At 72.9% G+C, this 16,084-nt stretch carries 18 protein-coding genes and 1 tRNA gene; 12 read left to right on the plus strand and 7 right to left on the minus strand.

Translation table 11 applies throughout. From position 1 onward, the window contains the following. Nucleotides 1-35: 35 nt before the first annotated feature. The gene (locus BJ983_RS06635; protein ID WP_343053816.1) at nt 36-1,121 is read right to left on the minus strand and encodes an NAD(P)/FAD-dependent oxidoreductase; all 1,086 of its coding nucleotides are present in this window, start codon (nt 1,119-1,121) and stop codon (nt 36-38) included. A 287-nt stretch (nt 1,122-1,408) separates the two neighbouring features. Here BJ983_RS06635 and ppsA point away from each other — a divergent pair, with 287 nt between their 5' ends. Beyond that, on the plus strand, nt 1,409-3,787 hold the full coding sequence (gene ppsA, locus BJ983_RS06640) for a phosphoenolpyruvate synthase (RefSeq protein ID WP_179793098.1): 2,379 nt from the start codon (nt 1,409-1,411) through the stop codon (nt 3,785-3,787). 28 nt (nt 3,788-3,815) lie between these two features. Next, a complete protein-coding gene (locus BJ983_RS06645) occupies nt 3,816-4,568 on the plus strand; it encodes a phytanoyl-CoA dioxygenase family protein (protein ID WP_179793099.1) in 753 nt (250 codons plus the stop codon). A 7-nt stretch (nt 4,569-4,575) separates the two neighbouring features. On the opposite strand, the gene BJ983_RS32125 is transcribed toward BJ983_RS06645, so the two are convergent. Beyond that, nucleotides 4,576-4,950, minus strand: coding sequence for a cupin domain-containing protein (locus BJ983_RS32125; RefSeq protein WP_179793100.1), 375 nt, complete (start codon nt 4,948-4,950; stop codon nt 4,576-4,578). A gap of 85 nt (nt 4,951-5,035) precedes the next feature. On the opposite strand from BJ983_RS32125, the gene BJ983_RS06655 reads away from it, so the two are divergent. Both BJ983_RS06655 and BJ983_RS06660 read left to right on the plus strand, forming a co-directional pair. Next, nucleotides 5,036-5,506, plus strand: coding sequence for a MarR family winged helix-turn-helix transcriptional regulator (locus BJ983_RS06655; RefSeq protein WP_179793101.1), 471 nt, complete (start codon nt 5,036-5,038; stop codon nt 5,504-5,506). 84 nt (nt 5,507-5,590) lie between these two features. Then, on the plus strand, nt 5,591-5,836 hold the full coding sequence (locus BJ983_RS06660; protein ID WP_179793102.1) for a hypothetical protein: 246 nt from the start codon (nt 5,591-5,593) through the stop codon (nt 5,834-5,836). Here BJ983_RS06660 and BJ983_RS06665 read toward each other — a convergent pair. Next, entirely contained in the window at nt 5,815-6,471 is a 657-nt protein-coding gene (locus BJ983_RS06665; RefSeq protein WP_179793103.1) for a class I SAM-dependent methyltransferase, read from the minus strand. The genes BJ983_RS06660 and BJ983_RS06665 overlap by 22 nt on opposite strands. A 115-nt stretch (nt 6,472-6,586) precedes the next feature. Here BJ983_RS06665 and BJ983_RS06670 point away from each other — a divergent pair, with 115 nt between their 5' ends. Beyond that, the gene (locus BJ983_RS06670; RefSeq protein WP_343053817.1) at nt 6,587-7,279 is read left to right on the plus strand and encodes a GntR family transcriptional regulator; all 693 of its coding nucleotides are present in this window, start codon (nt 6,587-6,589) and stop codon (nt 7,277-7,279) included. 8 nt (nt 7,280-7,287) lie between these two features. On the opposite strand, the gene BJ983_RS06675 is transcribed toward BJ983_RS06670, so the two are convergent. Together BJ983_RS06675 and BJ983_RS06680 are read right to left on the minus strand one after the other, a co-directional pair. Beyond that, entirely contained in the window at nt 7,288-8,610 is a 1,323-nt protein-coding gene (locus BJ983_RS06675; RefSeq protein ID WP_179793104.1) for an MFS transporter, read from the minus strand. A gap of 89 nt (nt 8,611-8,699) precedes the next feature. Beyond that, nucleotides 8,700-9,017, minus strand: a complete 318-nt coding sequence (locus tag BJ983_RS06680) for a Rieske (2Fe-2S) protein (RefSeq protein WP_179797432.1) — start codon at nt 9,015-9,017, stop codon at nt 8,700-8,702. Nucleotides 9,018-9,049: 32 nt separating this feature from the next. Between BJ983_RS06680 and BJ983_RS06685 the strand changes: the two genes are divergently transcribed. Both BJ983_RS06685 and BJ983_RS06690 read left to right on the plus strand, forming a co-directional pair. Next, nucleotides 9,050-9,805 (plus strand): endonuclease/exonuclease/phosphatase family protein, encoded by a 756-nt coding sequence (locus BJ983_RS06685; protein WP_179793105.1) that lies wholly within the window; start codon nt 9,050-9,052, stop codon nt 9,803-9,805. An 18-nt stretch (nt 9,806-9,823) separates the two neighbouring features. Further along, nucleotides 9,824-10,117, plus strand: a complete 294-nt coding sequence (locus tag BJ983_RS06690) for a hypothetical protein (protein ID WP_179793106.1) — start codon at nt 9,824-9,826, stop codon at nt 10,115-10,117. Here BJ983_RS06690 and BJ983_RS06695 read toward each other — a convergent pair. After that, a complete protein-coding gene (locus tag BJ983_RS06695; RefSeq protein WP_179793107.1) occupies nt 10,104-11,024 on the minus strand; it encodes a nicotianamine synthase family protein in 921 nt (306 codons plus the stop codon). The genes BJ983_RS06690 and BJ983_RS06695 overlap by 14 nt on opposite strands. 56 nt (nt 11,025-11,080) lie before the next feature. Between BJ983_RS06695 and BJ983_RS06700 the strand changes: the two genes are divergently transcribed. After that, on the plus strand, nt 11,081-11,425 hold the full coding sequence (locus BJ983_RS06700; RefSeq protein ID WP_425484741.1) for an ArsR/SmtB family transcription factor: 345 nt from the start codon (nt 11,081-11,083) through the stop codon (nt 11,423-11,425). A 7-nt stretch (nt 11,426-11,432) separates the two neighbouring features. Here BJ983_RS06700 and BJ983_RS06705 read toward each other — a convergent pair whose 3' ends face one another. Next, nucleotides 11,433-12,191, minus strand: coding sequence for a hypothetical protein (locus BJ983_RS06705; RefSeq protein WP_179793108.1), 759 nt, complete (start codon nt 12,189-12,191; stop codon nt 11,433-11,435). A 124-nt stretch (nt 12,192-12,315) separates the two neighbouring features. On the opposite strand from BJ983_RS06705, the gene BJ983_RS06710 reads away from it, so the two are divergent. From BJ983_RS06710 to BJ983_RS06725, 4 genes are all read left to right on the plus strand, one after another. Next, nucleotides 12,316-12,393: transfer RNA gene (locus BJ983_RS06710), tRNA-Leu, on the plus strand. A gap of 266 nt (nt 12,394-12,659) precedes the next feature. Next, on the plus strand, nt 12,660-13,298 hold the full coding sequence (locus BJ983_RS06715) for an ANTAR domain-containing response regulator (protein WP_179793109.1): 639 nt from the start codon (nt 12,660-12,662) through the stop codon (nt 13,296-13,298). A 147-nt stretch (nt 13,299-13,445) separates the two neighbouring features. After that, entirely contained in the window at nt 13,446-14,651 is a 1,206-nt protein-coding gene (locus tag BJ983_RS06720) for a branched-chain amino acid ABC transporter substrate-binding protein (protein ID WP_179793110.1), read from the plus strand. Between the two features lie 173 nt (nt 14,652-14,824). After that, nucleotides 14,825-16,030: an ABC transporter substrate-binding protein gene (locus tag BJ983_RS06725; RefSeq protein WP_179793111.1), complete on the plus strand. Its 1,206-nt coding sequence runs from the start codon at nt 14,825-14,827 to the stop codon at nt 16,028-16,030. The last annotated feature ends 54 nt before the right edge of the window (nt 16,031-16,084 follow it).

The following is a 16,084-nucleotide window of genomic DNA, read 5'->3' on the forward strand; positions in this document are numbered from 1 at the left end:
AGCTCGACCATCGTCGGGCGCGACGGAGGCCGAGCTCATGCGCTCGTCGGGATCCAGGGGTGGCGCTGGACGCGCAGCGCGTTGACCACGACCGCCTCCTTCACCGCCGCCGCGAGCCGCCCGGTCAGCACGGCCTCCCGGGGCGAGTCGTCGGCGTGCACCAGCTGGATCAGCCCGTCCCGACGCCCCAGGCTGACGCACCGCACGGCGTACCGGAAGCGCAACGGCTCCGGCGTGGTGCCGGCGAGCAGCGCGGCGACGGTGCGCGCGGCCTGCTGGGCCTGGGGGAGTCCGGTCGCGCACGCCATGCGGAGGAGCCGGCCGTCCGCCCGGGTCGCGGCCGCCGCGTCGCCGATCGCCAGGACGTCCGCGTGCGAGGTCGAGCGGAGGTCGGGCCCGACGAGCACCCGCCCGGCGTCGTCGACGGCGAGCCCGGACCGGCGGGCGAGGTTGGGCACCGCGAAGCCCACGGTCCCGACGACGACGTCGGCCGTGACCCGCGAGCCGTCCGCCAGAACGAGGCCGTCCTCGTCGGCGGCCACCGCGCGGGCGTGCTCGCGGACGGTGACGCCGAGCCGGGCGCAGACGCGGCGCACGTGCCGGGCGCCCCGGGCGGACAGGTCGTCCTCGAGCGCCCCGGCGCCGACGAGCGTGACGCGGTGGCCGTGTTCGCCGAGCTCGGTGGCGAGCTCCAGGCCGGTGAGGCCGCTCCCCACCACCGCCACCCGACGGGGTCCGTCGGCGAGCCGGTCGTGCAGCCGGGCCGCCCCGGCCGCCGTCGAGACGTCCTGGACGGGACCGGGGAGGGCCAGCGGGTCGGCGTGGCTGCCGAGGGCGTACACGAGCAGGTCGTAGGGCAGCGTGCCGCCGTCACGCAGCTCCACCCGGTGGCCGACGGGGTCGAGCCCCTCGGCCCGGTCGTCGACGAACCGCACGCCGGTGCCCGCCAGCAGGTCGGTGAACCGGGGGGCCGCCGCGGCACCACCGACCGACGCCTCGTGCAGGCGGACCCGCTGGACGAAGCGGTCGCCGTCGTTGACCAGCGTGACCGTCGCGTCCGTCCGGGCCGCCAGCGCCTGCGCGGCGAGCTGTCCGGCGTACCCGCCGCCCAGGACCACCACCCGCGCCCGGGCACCCCGGCCGCGCGACCCTGTCGTCGGACTCTGTGCTCGGTCTGGAGATTGCTCCCGGATCGCCATCGTGGCCTCCTCGTCGTCGGTGTGCGGGGAAGACCGACGGCCGGGCAGCGGCGTGACAGGAGCGGACGTGAGCCGGAGCACAGCCTGTCCGGCCCTGTCCGTTCGACCGGGTGTCGCACCGCGCTGTTTTCCGATCGACGAGCGACGGGAACCTGAACTCGATGTGAGGTCCGCGCGACGACGTGCGGACCCGGGACGGAGGGGCCGAGATGGACCACGTGCGCTGGCTGGAGACGCTGTCGTCGGGTGACGTCGACGCCGTCGGGGGGAAGAACTCCTCGCTCGGCGAGATGATCCAGAACCTGGAGTCGGCGGGGGTCCGTGTCCCCGGCGGCTTCGCGACGACCGCGGACGCCTATCGCGCGTTCCTGTCGGCCAACGGCCTGGACGACCGGGTGCGGGAGCTCCTCGACGGGCTCGACCCGAACGGCGACAAGCTCGCCGAGGTGGGCGCCGCGATCCGCGACGAGTTCACCAAGGCGGAGTTCCCGGAGGACACCGCGGACGCGATCCGCGAGGCCTACGCCGAGCTGTCGCGCCGGTACGACACCGAGAACGTCGACGTCGCGGTCCGGTCGAGCGCGACCGCGGAGGACCTGCCGGACGCGAGCTTCGCGGGCCAGCAGGACACCTACCTCAACATCACCGGCGCCGACGCCCTGATGGCCGCCTGCAAGGACTGCTTCGCCTCGGTGTTCACCGACCGGGCGATCGCCTACCGCACCGAGCAGGGCTACGACCATCTCGACCTGGCGCTGTCGGTCGGCGTCCAGAAGATGGTCCGCTCCGACCAGGGCAGCGCCGGCGTCATGTTCACCATCGACTCGGACACCGGCTTCCCCGACACGATCGTCATCAACGCCGCCTGGGGCCTGGGCGAGAACGTCGTCGGCGGTGAGGTCACGCCCGACCAGTACACGGTCTACAAGCCGTTCCTGGAGAACACCGCGCTCCGGCCCATCATCGAGAAGTCGGTGGGGGCGAAGGAGAAGACGATGCAGTACGCGGCCGACCCCGAGCAGGCCGGCGACACCACCGAGAACGTCGACACCCCGCCCGAGCAGCGCAGCCGCTTCGTCCTCACCGACGACGACATCCTCGAGCTCGCCCGCTGGGGCACGACGATCGAGAAGCACTACGACCGCCCGATGGACATCGAGTGGGCCCGAGACGGCCGGACCGGGGAGATGTTCGTCGTCCAGGCCCGCCCCGAGACCGTGCAGTCGAACGCCGGCGCCGGGACGCTGCAGACCTACCGGCTCGACGAGACCGGCACGGTCCTCGTCAGCGGCCTCGCGATCGGGCAGGCCGTCGCCTCCGGCGCGGTGCAGCGCATCGCCTCGGCCGACGACATCGACACCTTCGAGGAGGGCCGGGTCCTCGTCACCGAGATGACCGACCCGGACTGGGTGCCGATCATGCGCAAGGCCGCGGCCATCGTCACCGACCGCGGCGGGCGCACCTCGCACGCCGCGATCGTCTCCCGCGAGCTCGGCGTGCCCGCCATCGTCGGGACGGGCGACGCCACGGCGACGCTCTCCGACGAGCAGGAGGTCACGATCTCCTGCGTCGAGGGCGACCAGGGTCAGGTCTACGAGGGGCTGCTCGAGTACACCGTCGAGGACCTCTCGCTCGACGACGTCCCCGAGACCCGCACGCGCGTGATGATGAACATCGGCAACCCGGCCGCCGCCATGCAGTGGTGGCGGCTGCCGGCCCACGGCATCGGGCTCGCGCGCGTCGAGTACCTCGTCAACAACGTCATCCAGGCCCACCCGCTGGCCCTGCTGCACCCCGACCGCATCGACGACGAGGCCCGCGCCCGGATCGAGGAGCTCACCGAGGGCTACGACTCGAACGAGGAGTACTTCGTCGAGCAGATGGCGCGGGGCATCGGCGTCATCGCCGCGTCCCAGTACCCCGAACCCGTCGTCGTACGGCTGTCGGACTTCAAGACCAACGAGTACGCGGGCCTCATCGGCGGGACGACGTTCGAGCCGGAGGAGGAGAACCCGATGCTCGGGTGGCGCGGGGCCTCGCGCTACTACAGCGACGACTACGCCGAGGCGTTCGTCCTCGAGTGCCGGGCGCTGCACCGCGTGCGCATCGAGATGGGCTTCACCAACGTCATCGTCATGGTGCCGTTCTGCCGCACCCCCGACGAGGCCGACCGCGTCCTGGAGATCCTCGCCGAGAACGGTCTGAAGCGCGGTGAGGACGAGCTGCAGGTCTACGTGATGGCGGAGATCCCGTCGAACGTGCTGCAGGCCGACGAGTTCGCCGAGCGCTTCGACGGCTTCTCCATCGGCTCCAACGACCTCACCCAGCTCACCCTCGGGATCGGCCGCGACGACGACCGCCTCTCGCATTTGTTCGACGAGCGCAACCCCGCCGTCAAGAAGATGATCTCGATGCTCATCGAGACGGCGCACGCGCACGGTCGGTACGTCGGCATCTGCGGCCAGGGTCCGTCGGACCACCCGGAGCTCGCCGAGTTCCTGGTGGAGCAGGGCATCGACTCGATGTCGCTGAACCCCGACAGCGTGCTCACCGTGATCGAGAAGGTCGCGGCGGCGGAGAAGAAGTAGTTCGACAGCGCCGCGAGAATCGTCGGTGATGCTCACCGACGACGAGATCCGGCGCTTTCGTGACGACGGGTTCGTCGCGGTCCGCGGGGCGTTCCCGCGGGCCGTGGCGGACGCCTGCGCGGCGGAGATCTGGGCGGCGCTGCCGGAGTCCCCGGGCGACCCCTCCACCTGGACCGTGCCGGTCCGCCGCCTCGACGGGTTCGGGACGCCGCCGTTCGCCACGGCCGCGCGGGCGCCCGTGCTGCACGAGGCGTTCGACCAGCTCGTCGGCCTCGGCCGGTGGGTCCCGCGGACGGGGCTCGGCACGATCCCGGTCCGCTTCCCCTCGACCGGGGAGCCGGGCGACGACGGGTGGCACCTCGAGGGGAACTTCGCCGGTCCCGACGGCGGGCCGCGCGTCGACCTGCGCTGCCACGGCCGGGCGCTGCTGATGCTGTTCCTGTTCGCCGACGTCGGACCGGACGACGCACCGACCCGCATCCGGGTCGGGTCGCACCTCGACGTCCCGCCCTTCCTCGCCGACGCCGGCGACGAGGGGCGGGAGTGGATGGCCGTGTGCCGGGACGTGGTGCCGGCCTCGGCGGACCGGCCGGTGGCCACCGCACACGGGGCGGCGGGCGACGTGTTCCTCTGCCACCCGTTCCTCGTCCACGCCGCCCAGCCGCACCACGGGACGCGGCCTCGGCTGATGGCCCAGCCGCCACTCGAGCCGACCGGCCCCGTCGACCTGGAGTCGCCGTACCCGGTCGCGGCGGCGATCCGCGCGGGCCTGGGGTCCTGACGGCGGGTCAGGCCATCCAGGGCGGGACGGTGGGTTCGCCGCCGGGGACCACGGCGTGTGCGGCGCCCGGGCCGGTGACCAGGGCGACGAGCCCGCCGTCGGGGTCGGCGTGAATCCGACGGGTCCTCCCGGCGGCGAGCACGACCGAGTCGCCCGGTCCGACGTCGTGGTTCCCGTCGTCGGTGTCCACCTGCGCCCGTCCGCGCAGGACGGTCCACACCTGCTCGCCGTCCATGGTGTGCACCGGCCCGTGGGCGGCCGGTGCCATCTCCACCTGCCAGAGAGCCTGGGCGCTGCCCCCGAGGGACGGGGACGCATAGGTCGTCATCACGGCGTTGGGGGTCTCGGTGCGGCGGGTCTCGGTACGACGGATGACGGTCACGGGATGCTCCTCGGTAGGGTCGGTCAACCAGGTTGTCTGTCGAGGAAAACGGTAAACCAGGTTGTCTTCCAGGGGAAGTGGTCCGATGTCGGGCGGTGAGCTCGCCCTGCGCCTGCTCGCGGCGTTCCGGGGGCTCGTCGACGACGTGCACGCCGAGCTCGCCGCGCACGGTCACCCGGGGGTCCGACCGGCGCACGGCTTCGCGCTGCAGGCGATCGGGTCCGGCGGGGCGACCGCGGGCGAGCTCGCGCTCCGCCTGGGCGTCAGCAAACAGGCCGCGGGCAAGACGGTCGACGGCCTGGCCGCGCTGGGTTACGTCGAACGCGCTGTGGACCCCGCGGACGCACGCCGCAAGGTCGTCGGCCTGACCGCCGCCGGACGTGAGGTGCTCGACCTGTCGGGCCGCGCCTTCGACCGCGCCCGGGGCGGACGCCTGGCGGGGGTCGACGCCGCGCAGGTGGCGGCCTTCGAGCAGGTGCTCCGAGCCCTGACCGACGGCGACGCCCCGGGGTTCGACGCCGCCTCGTGGCTGGCCGGCCCTGACCCGTCGTCCTGACGGAACCATCAGCCGTCGTCGGTGCAGCATCAGCACGTGCGGCGAGATCTTGGTCCTCGCTGCGACCTGGGGTGGGATTCCGGCATGGACGTCTGGATCGCCGAGGTCGGGGCCGAGAACGCCGAACTGCTCGCCACGCGGAGCCGCACCTCGGTGCTGGCCCGGGAGTACCGCCCGGAGGACCTCGGCGACGGTCGCATCCGCTACTCGAAGCGCGCCCTCGGGGCCTCACGGGAGCTCTCCGAGGAGGAGGAGGGCGCGATCACCGACGACGCCGAGGGCCTGCGGGTGTGGGTCGGCGACGACGCCTACGACCTCGAGGAGGTCTGAGCGGGCGCCTGCCGTCGGACGCGCGCCAGCACGGCCGGCAGGTCCACCAGCTCGCCGAGCGCGACGCCGGTGGAGGCCTCCTGGCCGGCGTGGGTGACCCGCCCGCGGTAGGTGCTCGTCGAGACCTCCTCGACGTGCCAGTCCGGGGTGCGGAACGCCGCGGTGAGGTCGTCGTCGTCGATCTGCGGCCCGAAGCCGGGGCCGCGGGTCGACAGCGCGAGCACGACCACCCGGCCGCCGGGCTCCACCACGTCGGTGAGCGCCGCCGCGTAGCGGGCGCGGTCCTCGGCGCCGAAGACGTGGAACAGGGCGCTGTCGAGCACGGTGGCGAAGCGTCCGAGCCCGGCCGGGTCGAACGCGTCGGCGACGACGAAGGACGCGTCGACCCCGGCTGCGCGTGCCCGCGCGCGGGCCAGCTCGACCGCCGCGGGGGAGGCGTCGGCGCCCAGCACCTCGTAGCCGAGCCGCGCCAACAGGATCGTGTGCTCGCCCGCCCCGCACCCGAGGTCGAGCACCGGCCCGACGACGGCGCCGGTGCGTTCGAGGTCGACGACGGCGGGCTGCGGGGCTCCGATCACCCAGGGCGGTTCCCCGGTGCGGTAGGCCTCGTCGAAGGTGGACGGCGGCGTGGTCATGGCAGGTCCTCCCGGCGGTGCGTGATCGCTCGGGAGCAGCGTGCGACCTGAAGGGCGCTCGAGGTCAAGCTCGCCGACATCGTTCAACGATCCGGCGAGTCGTACGCTGGCGATCGTGACCGACCCCGCCGGCCCCGCGCTCGAGGCGCTGGCGCGCGTGCGCACCGTGCAGACGTCCTCGACGGCGGAGCGGGTGGCCGACGCGGTGCGCGAGCAGGTGGTCGAGGGGCTGCTGCTGCCGGGGGTGCGGCTGCCGGAGCAGGCGTTGTGCGACGCCCTCTCGGTCTCGCGGAACACGCTGCGCGAGGCGTTCAGCCAGCTCATCGCCGAACGGATCCTCACGCGCGAACAGCACCGCGGGGTGTTCGTGGCGACGCCGGGGGTCGCCGACGTCCGCGACGTCTATCGCGCGCGGCGCCTCGTCGAGCCCGCCGCCGTGCGGCGGGGGACGCAGGTCGACGACCCGGCCGGGGTCAAGGCCCTGCGCGCCGCCGTCGAGGAGGGACGGGCGGCGGCGGCCGGGCGGGACTGGGCCGGCGTGGCGGACGCGAACCAGCACTTCCACCGCGCCGTGGTCGGCCTGGCCGGCAGCGCCCGGCTCGACGCCTGGATGGCGCTGCTCCTCGCCGAGATGCGGTTGATCTTCCACCGGGTCGGCGCGGTCGAGGACTTCCACGCGCCCTACCTCGAGCGCAACGCCATGGTGGCCGACCTCGTGGAGCAGGGTCGGCCCGACGAGGCCGCGACCGAGCTGGAGGCCTACCTCGCCGACGCCGAGGCCCGCATCGTGGGCGCCCTCGGGGGCTGACCCGCGGGCTACGCCTGCGCCCGCACCTCCTCGTCGTCCGCGACCCCGTCGACGAACGCCTCCCGCTCCGCGGCCGGACGCTCCCGCATCGCCAGCACCGCGGCGAGCGTGATCAGCGACAGCACGGCGATGTACCCCGACACCGACAGCGAGGTCCCCGTGACCTCCACCAGGTACGCCGAGAGCAGCGGGGCGAACGCCCCACCGAGCACCGCGCCCAGCGCGTACGCCAGGGACGCCCCGCTGTAGCGGACGGCCGCCGGGAACATCTCCGCGTAGGTCGCCGACTGCTGCCCGTACGTCAGCCCGAGGGGCACCCCGAAGACGACGACGGCGAGGACCATCAGCCCGATGTTGGCGGTGTCCAGCAGCAGGAACAACGGGAACGCCCAGACCAGCAGGGCGAGGGTGCCGACGAGGTAGACCCGCTTGCGCCCGACGCGGTCGGACCAGCGCGCGGCATACAGGGTCGCGAACCCCCACGAGACCGCGCCGGCGATGCCGATGAGCAGCATCGTCGCCGTCGAGAGCCCGAGGGTGCGGGTGCCGTAGGTGGTGATGAACGCGATGAGCAGGTAGCCCGCCATGTTGTTGGCCATGAACAGCCCGATCCCGACGAGCAGCTCGCGCGGGTGGCGGCGCAGGACGACCCCGAGCGGCGCCGACCGGCGGGCCCGCCGCTGGCGGAGCTCCTCGAACACCGGGCTCTCGTCGACCCGGTAGCGGATCACGAACCCCACGGCGATCAGCACGATCGACAGCAGGAAGGGCAGGCGCCAGCCCCACGCGAGGAACTGCTCCCGGGTGGTCAGACCGGAGACGGTGAAGAACACGCCGTTGGCGATCAGCAGGCCGATCGGGACGCCGAGCTGCGGGAACGAGCCGTAGAAGCCCCGTCTGCCGTGCGGGGCGTGTTCGACCGACATGAGTGCGGCCCCGCCCCACTCGCCGCCCGCCGACACGCCCTGCAGCAGACGCAGCACCACGAGCAGGACCGGCGCCGCGACGCCGATCGTCGCGTAGGTCGGCAGGAGGCCGACCCCGACGGTGGAGAGCCCCATCAGCACCAGCGTCGCCACCAGCACGCCGCGGCGACCGAAGCGGTCGCCCAGGTGCCCGGCGAGGATGCCGCCGAACGGCCGGACCACGAAGCTGACGCCGATCGTGGCGAACGAGGCGAACAGACCCGCCGTCGGGCCGAGCGGGGAGAAGAACAGCTGCCCGAACACCAGCCCGGAGGCCGAGGCGTAGATGAAGAAGTCGTACCACTCGATGGTGGTGCCGACGAGGCTCGCGCCGAGAACGCGGCGGACCTGTCGCTGATCGGACATCGGTGACCTTCCCGGCGACTCTGTGGGGCGCGGTCACCGTAGGGGAGGCCCCCGACGGTCACCAGCGCTCCACCGCCGGGCGGAAGGCCTCAGTCGCCGACGTCCACCCACACCGCGCCGTCGTCGATGCGGCAGGGGAAGCTCGCGACCGGTGCGACGGCCGGGATGCCCCGGGCCTCGCCGGTGTGCAGGTCGAAGGTGGAGGCGTGCGCCGGGCAGACGATCTCGTCCTCCGGGGTCACGTGGCCCTCGGCGAGCGACTGGCCCTGATGGGTGCAGGTGTCGTGCACCGCGCACGCCTCGGTGTCCGAGAGCAGCACCACGCAGACCGGGGTGTCGCCCAGCTCGACGCGGACCGGTTCGCCCTCCTCCATCTGGTCGACGTCCGCCACCGCTTCCCACGCCATCACGGGCCCCCTCGCCGACGAGACTGGTCGCCGTGATTGCCCGATCGGTGCTGCTGGTAGTCCTGCTGCTCGGAGCATGCACGGTCGCACCGGCACCGGCGTCGGTGCTGCGGGTGATGACGTGGAACGTCCTCACGGCGCGGTACGACCCGGCGGACTGGGCCCCGGTGATCGCGGCACAGCGCCCGGACGTCGTGGCCCTGCAGGAGATCTGCGCGAGCGAAGCGACCGCACTGGCGGCGCTGCTGCGCGCCCGCGGGCTCGTCTACACGGCCGTGCCGGGGCCGGTCGTACCGTCGCCCGTCGAGGACGCGGCGCCGGTGAACGCCGCGCTGCGTCGGCCGTGCGCGGACCGTGGGGCGGTCACCTACGGCCTCGCCCTGCTCACACGTCTCCCCGTCGTCGCCGCGACGACCGTGCTGTTCGCGCCCGACCGCCGCGACGAGCAACGCGGGTACCAGCGGGTCGACCTCGGCGGGCTCGTCGTCGTGAACGCGCACCTCGGGCTGAACGGGACCGCGGGGCCGCAGCTCGCGACCCTGGCGGGCGTCGTCGCGGGGGAGCGGGGCCCCGTCGTCGTGCTCGGGGACCTCAACCGCGAGGACGTGGGTCCCCTCGGGTCGCTCACCCCGGTCGGGTCCTCTCCCGACAGAGCAACCAGCACGCCGATAGGGGGCGTGGGTGCGATCGACCACGTCCTGGTCCGGGGGCTCGGCGTCGTGGGGGCGGACGCCCCGGAGGTGCCGGTGTCCGACCACCGGCCGATCGTGGCCGAGCTGAGTCGCTGAGCTGGGTACCGTCGGGGCATGGCCGGACGTGGATGGGTACGACCGTGGCTCCAGCTCGTCGAGATCTCGGTGTCCGCGCCGATCGTGATCGGAGTACGCACCGCCCGGATGGTGGCGACCGGTCGGCCGCCCGGACCGAAGGAGCGGCGGGAGCTGCGTCGCATGGTCACCGAGAAGGCGTCGGCGTTCAGCGAGGCGGGGTGGATCGCCGTGACGCGCCCGCCGACCGACGTGGCCCGCTACGTGGGCGACGTGCTCGGCCCCGTGCAGCGCACGGTGCGCGGCAACCGCCGCCGGCTCACGCGCCTCTGACGCGGGCCACGACCACGGAGTTCACGACGTCGGTGAAGGGGTGGACGACCGACAACGTGTCCATCCCGGGCAGGTCGTGCGGGTCGAGCACCGGGTAGAGCAGGCCGCGCAGGGAGTGGGCGCTCCGGGCGAGGACGAGCGTGCCCGGCGTCAGGACGCGGGCGAGGTGGGAGAGCAGGCCGAGCTTGGCGTCCGGCTCGAGCCCGGCGAGGGCCGCCAGGTAGACGAGGTCGTAGCCGGCGAGGTCGTCGCGGTCGACGACGTCGCCGGTGTCGAAGTGCAGTCCCGTCCTGCCGAGCGCCGCTGTGAGGGAGCGGCCCAGGGCGACCGCGTCGGGCTCGCGGTCGAGGTTGTCGACCGTGCACCCGTAGCGCTCGGCCAGCAGCATCGAGGTCAGCGGGAGCGGCCCGGAGCCGACGAACAGGACCCGGCCGATCCGGTGCGGGACGAGGCCGGACACCGCGTGGTGCTCGAGCCGGGTCAGGTCGACGTAGTTCTGGTGGTACGGGAACCGGGCCAGCTCGGCGGCGGGGTCGGCGGCCGCGACGATCCGCCGGGCCCAGTGCCGCTCGAGCTCGAACTCGCCGTCGGCGCACAGCTGCCGCAGCCCGGGCAGGAGGGTCGCGACGGCGGGGTCGCCCAGGATCGCGTCCGCGTCCCGGGCGGCCGTCGGGTCGACGGCGAGGGCGACCAGCCGGCCGAAGAGGTCGTTCGTCCGCGGCCCCGGCGTCAGGTCGGTGCAGGAGGCCAGCGCGTCGTGCAGGGCCCGCACCTGGGTCACCGCCGGGTGTGCGGACCCGGTGTCGGCGTGCCCGCAGGCGTGCACCGCCGGCCGGGCCGGACGGGGTGGCTGGTACGCCTGGGGCGGGTGGGTCAGGGATCGACGGGTCGGCGTCGAGCTCGTCATGATCGTTCGACCTCCACGATGGTGCTCGGCGGGAACACGTGCCAACATACGTGCTCGTGTGCGCACGCAACACCACTGAACCGGTCGACCCGTGGGGGACGCTGCCGCCGGAGGACCGGGTCGACGAGGTCGTCGACGGTCTGCGGATGCTCGCCGACCCGACGCGTCTCCGGTTGTTGTGGCTGCTCTGCGGCGACGAGCTGGACGTCTCCACCCTCGCGGAGCGCCTCGGCGTCGCCCGGCCCGCGGTGTCCCAGCACCTGACGAAACTCCGCCTGGTGGGCCTGATCACCCAACGCCGCGAGGGCCGGCGGGTCCTCTCGCGGGCCCGGGACCACCACGTCGGCGAGCTCCTGGCCGGCCTCGTCCACGACGCGGGGCACCGGCTCGCGCAGCGGTGAGGACGGCTCAGTACTTCGGTCCGACGAACTCGTCCAGCCGGGCCACGGACGCCTTCTTCGCCACCGAGATGGCGTTCCTCCGTGGTCGGCGGTGTTCCACGCCCACCACGTCGAGCGCCCGCGCGCAGATGTCGAGGATGTCGTCGGACTCGTTGGAGAACCAGTACCGCGGATATTCGTAGCGCTTCCCGTTCGCCCGCGGCCGGGCCCAGTTCACGATGCGACAGCCGTCCGAGTGGATGAGTCCGCGGAGCAGTGAGCCCGCGTACTCGCGAACGATGTCCGTCTGCCAGGGGGCCAGGACGATCGGACGCTCGTGCTTCCGACCCGGGCCGTGCTGCGGGAACAGGCAGGGCCAGTGGGTCGAGTAGCTCTTCACCTCCTGGCAGCCGGTACGTCGGACGAGGGACACCTCGGAGGTGGGCATGACCGCCCCCATGGCGGACTCGACCTCGGTGCGGACACCCGGCCAGTCGTCGGCGCAGAAGATCGACAACGACGCGACGCTCCTGCGCCCCACGGTGATGTGCCCGTCGCCGAGGTACTGGCCGAGCAGGTAGGCGTACTGCGACTCGTCGAGCGCGACGCCGTGACACGAGGGGCAACGATCGCGGCGCGACCGGGCGGAGACCGTTTCCTCACGGCGGTCGCGGCACCAGCGCCACACAGTGGTCGGGGGCAGCTCCAGACGATCGGCGATGGCGTGCATCGGCGTGCCGTCGCGGAAGAGGGCGAGGACGGCGTCCACCGTGCGTCGGTCATGCACGGCGCGATGGTGCCTCGACCCCCCGACAGTCTCGGGTCCTCACATGGTCAAGCGCTCGCGATACCGCGTCGAGGTAGGAAGGGCTCCTGCACTAGAATTGTTGACAGCAGGACCGAGTGGAGTAGCCCCCGTAGCCCAATCGGCAGCAGGCAATGGTCTCAAACTCCATACAGTGTGGGTTCGAATCCCACCGGGGGCACCACCTCTCTCGCCGAGGTGCACAGAGAGCAGGTCGGCGGGCTGCGTCGGCTGTCTAGTGTGAATCTCGCGCCGCGGCGGTGGACGATCGCCCACTCGGCCCACTGTGAGAGCGCCCTCATCGTGGCGCTCGTCGTCGACGGCGCCACCGGATCCGTCGCTAGGCTGCACTGAATCGAACCCGCCAGCACGGGGACGAGCATCGGCCCGCCCCTCGGGGGAGACACAGGGCGGGGTCGAGCCGCAGCGACGCGCACAGGAGGACCCGCCATGAGCCAGCAGGCCGCGGACATCGTCGCCGAGGCGGACACCGCACCCGAGCCGCAGGAGGCGCCCCGCGAGGCGCTGCGCGTGCTGGTGGCCGAGGACGAGGCGCTCATCCGCATGGACCTCGTGGAGATGCTCCGCGAGGAGGGGTACGACGTCGTGGGCGAGGCCGCCGACGGGGCGCAGGCCGTGGAGCTGGCCCGCAGCCTCCGGCCGGGCCTCGTCATGATGGACATCAAGATGCCCGGCACGGACGGGCTGGAGGCCGCGACCACCATCGCGCAGGAGCGCATCGCGCCCGTCGTCATGCTGACGGCCTTCAGCCAGCGCGAGCTGGTCGACTCGGCCCGCGACGCCGGCGCCATGGCCTACCTCGTCAAGCCGTTCACCAAGACCGACGTGGTGCCGGCGATCGAGGTGGCGGCCAGCCGTTTCGCCGAGGTCCGCGCGCTCGAGGACGAGGTCGCCGGGCTCACCGAGCGGCTCGAGACGCGCAAGGCCGTCGAGCGCGCGAAGGGCCTGCTGATGGCCAAGAAGAAGATGACCGAGCCGGACGCCTTCCGGTGGATCCAGCGCACCGCGATGGATCGCCGCACCTCGATGAAGGTCGTCGCCGACGCCGTCATCGAGACGTTCGGCTGAGCGGGTCGGGTGGCGCCACGCTCGGCGTCGAGACGATCACGATGACGATGCGTCGATCGTCCGCGTGAGTGAAGCGCCACCCTGACCTGCAGTAACGGGACGACCCGCCCCCGGGCTTCACCTGATCGTGACCTACGGTGTCCGGCCATGAGGCGTTCCGCTGCACTGGCGACGGCCGTGGTCGCGGCCGCGCTGACCCTGACGGCGTGCGGCGCCTCGGGTTCGTCGCCGGGGGACTGCGACACCGGCCGCGGCACCCTGACGGTCGGGCTGATCGCCCCGCTGTCCGGCGAGCTCGCCAACGTCGGGGCGGGCATGCGCAACGCGGCCGACCTCGCCGTGCGTCAGGCCAACGACCGGTGCGCCGTCCCCGGGTACCGCCTCGCCCTGGACGCCCGGGACGACCGCGCGGACCCGGCGACGGGGGCCGAGGCGGCCCGGCAGCTCGTGACGAACCCCGACCTCGTCGGGGTGGTGGGCACGTACAACTCGTCGACCGCCCAGGCCGTCCAGCCGGTCCTGGGCGAGGCCGGCGTCGTCCAGGTCTCGCCGGGCAACACCAACGTCTCGCTGACCCGCGGCGCGAACCCGGTCACCGCTCCGCTGCGGCAGTACCAGACGTACTTCCGCGTCGTCGCCACCGACGCGGTGCAGGGACCCCTGGCCGCCAACTACCTCGCCGCCACCGGGCGGACCCGGGTCGCGGTCGTCAGCGACGGCAACACCTACGGCGAGGGCATTGCCGGCGAGTTCGTCAAGCAGTTCCAGACCCGCGGCGGGCAGGTCGTGCTCCGCCAGACCCTCCCGGCGAGCGCGCCCGCCTCCGCCCGCGACGCGACCGTGGCCGCCGTGCGCGCGGCGCGCCCGCAGGCCGTCTTCTACGGCGGCGAGTACCCGGCGGGCGGCCCGCTCTCCGAGGCGCTCGGCGGGGCGGGCGGCCCGGTGATGGGCGGGGACGGCATGGTCAACCCCGGCTACGCCGCCGCCGGGGGACAGGACGGGGATCTGGGCACGTCCGTGGGCGCTCCGCCGGAGACGCTGCCGGCCGCCCAGCCGTTCATCGCGGCCTACCGGGCGGCCGGGTACGCCGAGAGCTACGGCGAGTACGGCGCCTTCAGCTACGACGCCGCCAACGTGGTGATCGGCGCCGTGGCCGGCGTGGTGAACGGTCGTGGTGGCGGAGAGTGGTCATCCGACCAACGACCCGCCGTGGACCAGGCGGTCGCGTCCACCGACCAGGACGGCGTGACGGGGCCGATCTCGTTCGACCGCTTCGGCGACGTCAGCTCGGACGCCGTAGCGGTGTATCGCCTGGTCGGGGGACGTTGGATCCCGGAGCGTACCCAACCTTAAGCGCTTGCGCCGCGTGGCCCCCGACCCGGCGATCCCGGTCGTGTTACAGCTCCGATACGGCTGAACGCTGGCTGTTGTTCCCGAAGATTTGGGTCTATCTTTCCCACCCGACCGGCGGAGTTTGGAACTTCAACGGTCGCTCTTCGAGCACACCAGCAACGGAGGTTTGTTCAGTGGTCCGACGTCGGTTCGCCGCCGCGGGCGCCCTGGTCGCGGCAGCGGCTCTGGTGCTCTCCGGCTGCGCCAACCAGAGCGGGAGCGGTCCGGCGCAGACCAGCGCGGCCCCCGCCCCCGCCCAGCCCAACAACGCCGTCCTCCCCGCGGGCGACGGTCAGGGTCGGTGCGCCCCCGGCACCTCGATCGCGTACGTCGGCACCCTCGCCGGCCAGAACGCCGCGCTCGGCCAGGCCATCGCCAACGCCACCGAGCTGGCGGTCAACCAGCACAACCAGGCCAACGCCGGCTGCCAGGTCACCCTGGTCAAGGCCGACTCGGGCGGCACGCCCGACACCGCGGTCGGCCCGACGCAGGCCGTCATCAACAACCAGGCCGTCCTCGGCATCGTCGGCCTGCCGTTCTCCGGCGAGTCGAAGGCCGTCGGCCCGGCGCTCAACGCCGCGGGTCTGGTCAACATCACGCCGTCGGCCACGAACCCCGGCCTGACGCAGAACGGCTGGACCACCTTCTTCCGCGGTCTCGGTAACGACGCCGTCCAGGGCCCGGCCGCCGCGAAGTGGATGCAGGGCAAGTTCAACCCGCAGTCGATCTGCGTCATCAAGGACGACTCGGACTACGGCATCGGGCTGGCCCAGGCGGTCACCCAGGCGCTCGGCCCCCAGGTCGCCGCGTGCCAGGGCGACGTCAAGACCAACCAGAAGGAGTTCTCCGCGACGGTCGGCCAGATCCAGCAGGCCAACCCGCAGGCGATCTTCTACGCGGGCTACTACACCGAGGCCTCGCCGCTGATCCAGCAGCTGCGTGACGCCGGCGTCCAGACGCCGTTCGTCGCGCCGGACGGCGTCAAGGACGAGCAGTTCGTGGTCAACGCCGCCGGCTCCGCCAACGGCTCGTACCTCACCTGCCCGTGCGTCCCGCAGGAGGGCTTCACCGCCTTCACGCAGGCCTACCAGCAGGCCTACAACACCCCGCCGCAGACCTACTCGGCCGAGGCGTACGACGCCGCGACCATCCTGCTGCAGGGCATCGACAAGGGCGCGAACTCGCGTCCGGCGCTGCTCAACTTCGTCAAGTCCTACAACGGTCAGGGCCTGACGAAGAAGTTCCAGTGGCAGCCCAACGGCGAGCTCACCGACACCCCGGTGTACGTCTACCGGGTCGACGGCGACAAGATCGTCACGGACTCGCCGATCTCCGGCTGATCCCCCTCGACGACGGCCGCGTCCGGGCGAAGGAGCCCGGGCGCGGCCGTCGTA

Source organism: Actinomycetospora corticicola, assembly GCF_013409505.1.
Classification (GTDB): domain Bacteria; phylum Actinomycetota; class Actinomycetes; order Mycobacteriales; family Pseudonocardiaceae; genus Actinomycetospora; species Actinomycetospora corticicola.

Coding starts and splice junctions, on each gene's coding strand:
- ppsA (WP_179793098.1), top strand. CDS start 1,409: ATGGACCACGTGCGCTGGCTGGAGACGCTGTCGTCGGGTGACGTCGAC.
- BJ983_RS06645 (WP_179793099.1), top strand. CDS start 3,816: ATGCTCACCGACGACGAGATCCGGCGCTTTCGTGACGACGGGTTCGTC.
- BJ983_RS06655 (WP_179793101.1), top strand. CDS start 5,036: ATGTCGGGCGGTGAGCTCGCCCTGCGCCTGCTCGCGGCGTTCCGGGGG.
- BJ983_RS06660 (WP_179793102.1), top strand. CDS start 5,591: ATGGACGTCTGGATCGCCGAGGTCGGGGCCGAGAACGCCGAACTGCTC.
- BJ983_RS06665 (WP_179793103.1), bottom strand. CDS start 6,471: ATGACCACGCCGCCGTCCACCTTCGACGAGGCCTACCGCACCGGGGAA.
- BJ983_RS06675 (WP_179793104.1), bottom strand. CDS start 8,610: ATGTCCGATCAGCGACAGGTCCGCCGCGTTCTCGGCGCGAGCCTCGTC.
- BJ983_RS06680 (WP_179797432.1), bottom strand. CDS start 9,017: ATGGCGTGGGAAGCGGTGGCGGACGTCGACCAGATGGAGGAGGGCGAA.
- BJ983_RS06690 (WP_179793106.1), top strand. CDS start 9,824: ATGGCCGGACGTGGATGGGTACGACCGTGGCTCCAGCTCGTCGAGATC.
- BJ983_RS06695 (WP_179793107.1), bottom strand. CDS start 11,024: ATGACGAGCTCGACGCCGACCCGTCGATCCCTGACCCACCCGCCCCAG.
- BJ983_RS06715 (WP_179793109.1), top strand. CDS start 12,660: ATGAGCCAGCAGGCCGCGGACATCGTCGCCGAGGCGGACACCGCACCC.
- BJ983_RS06720 (WP_179793110.1), top strand. CDS start 13,446: ATGAGGCGTTCCGCTGCACTGGCGACGGCCGTGGTCGCGGCCGCGCTG.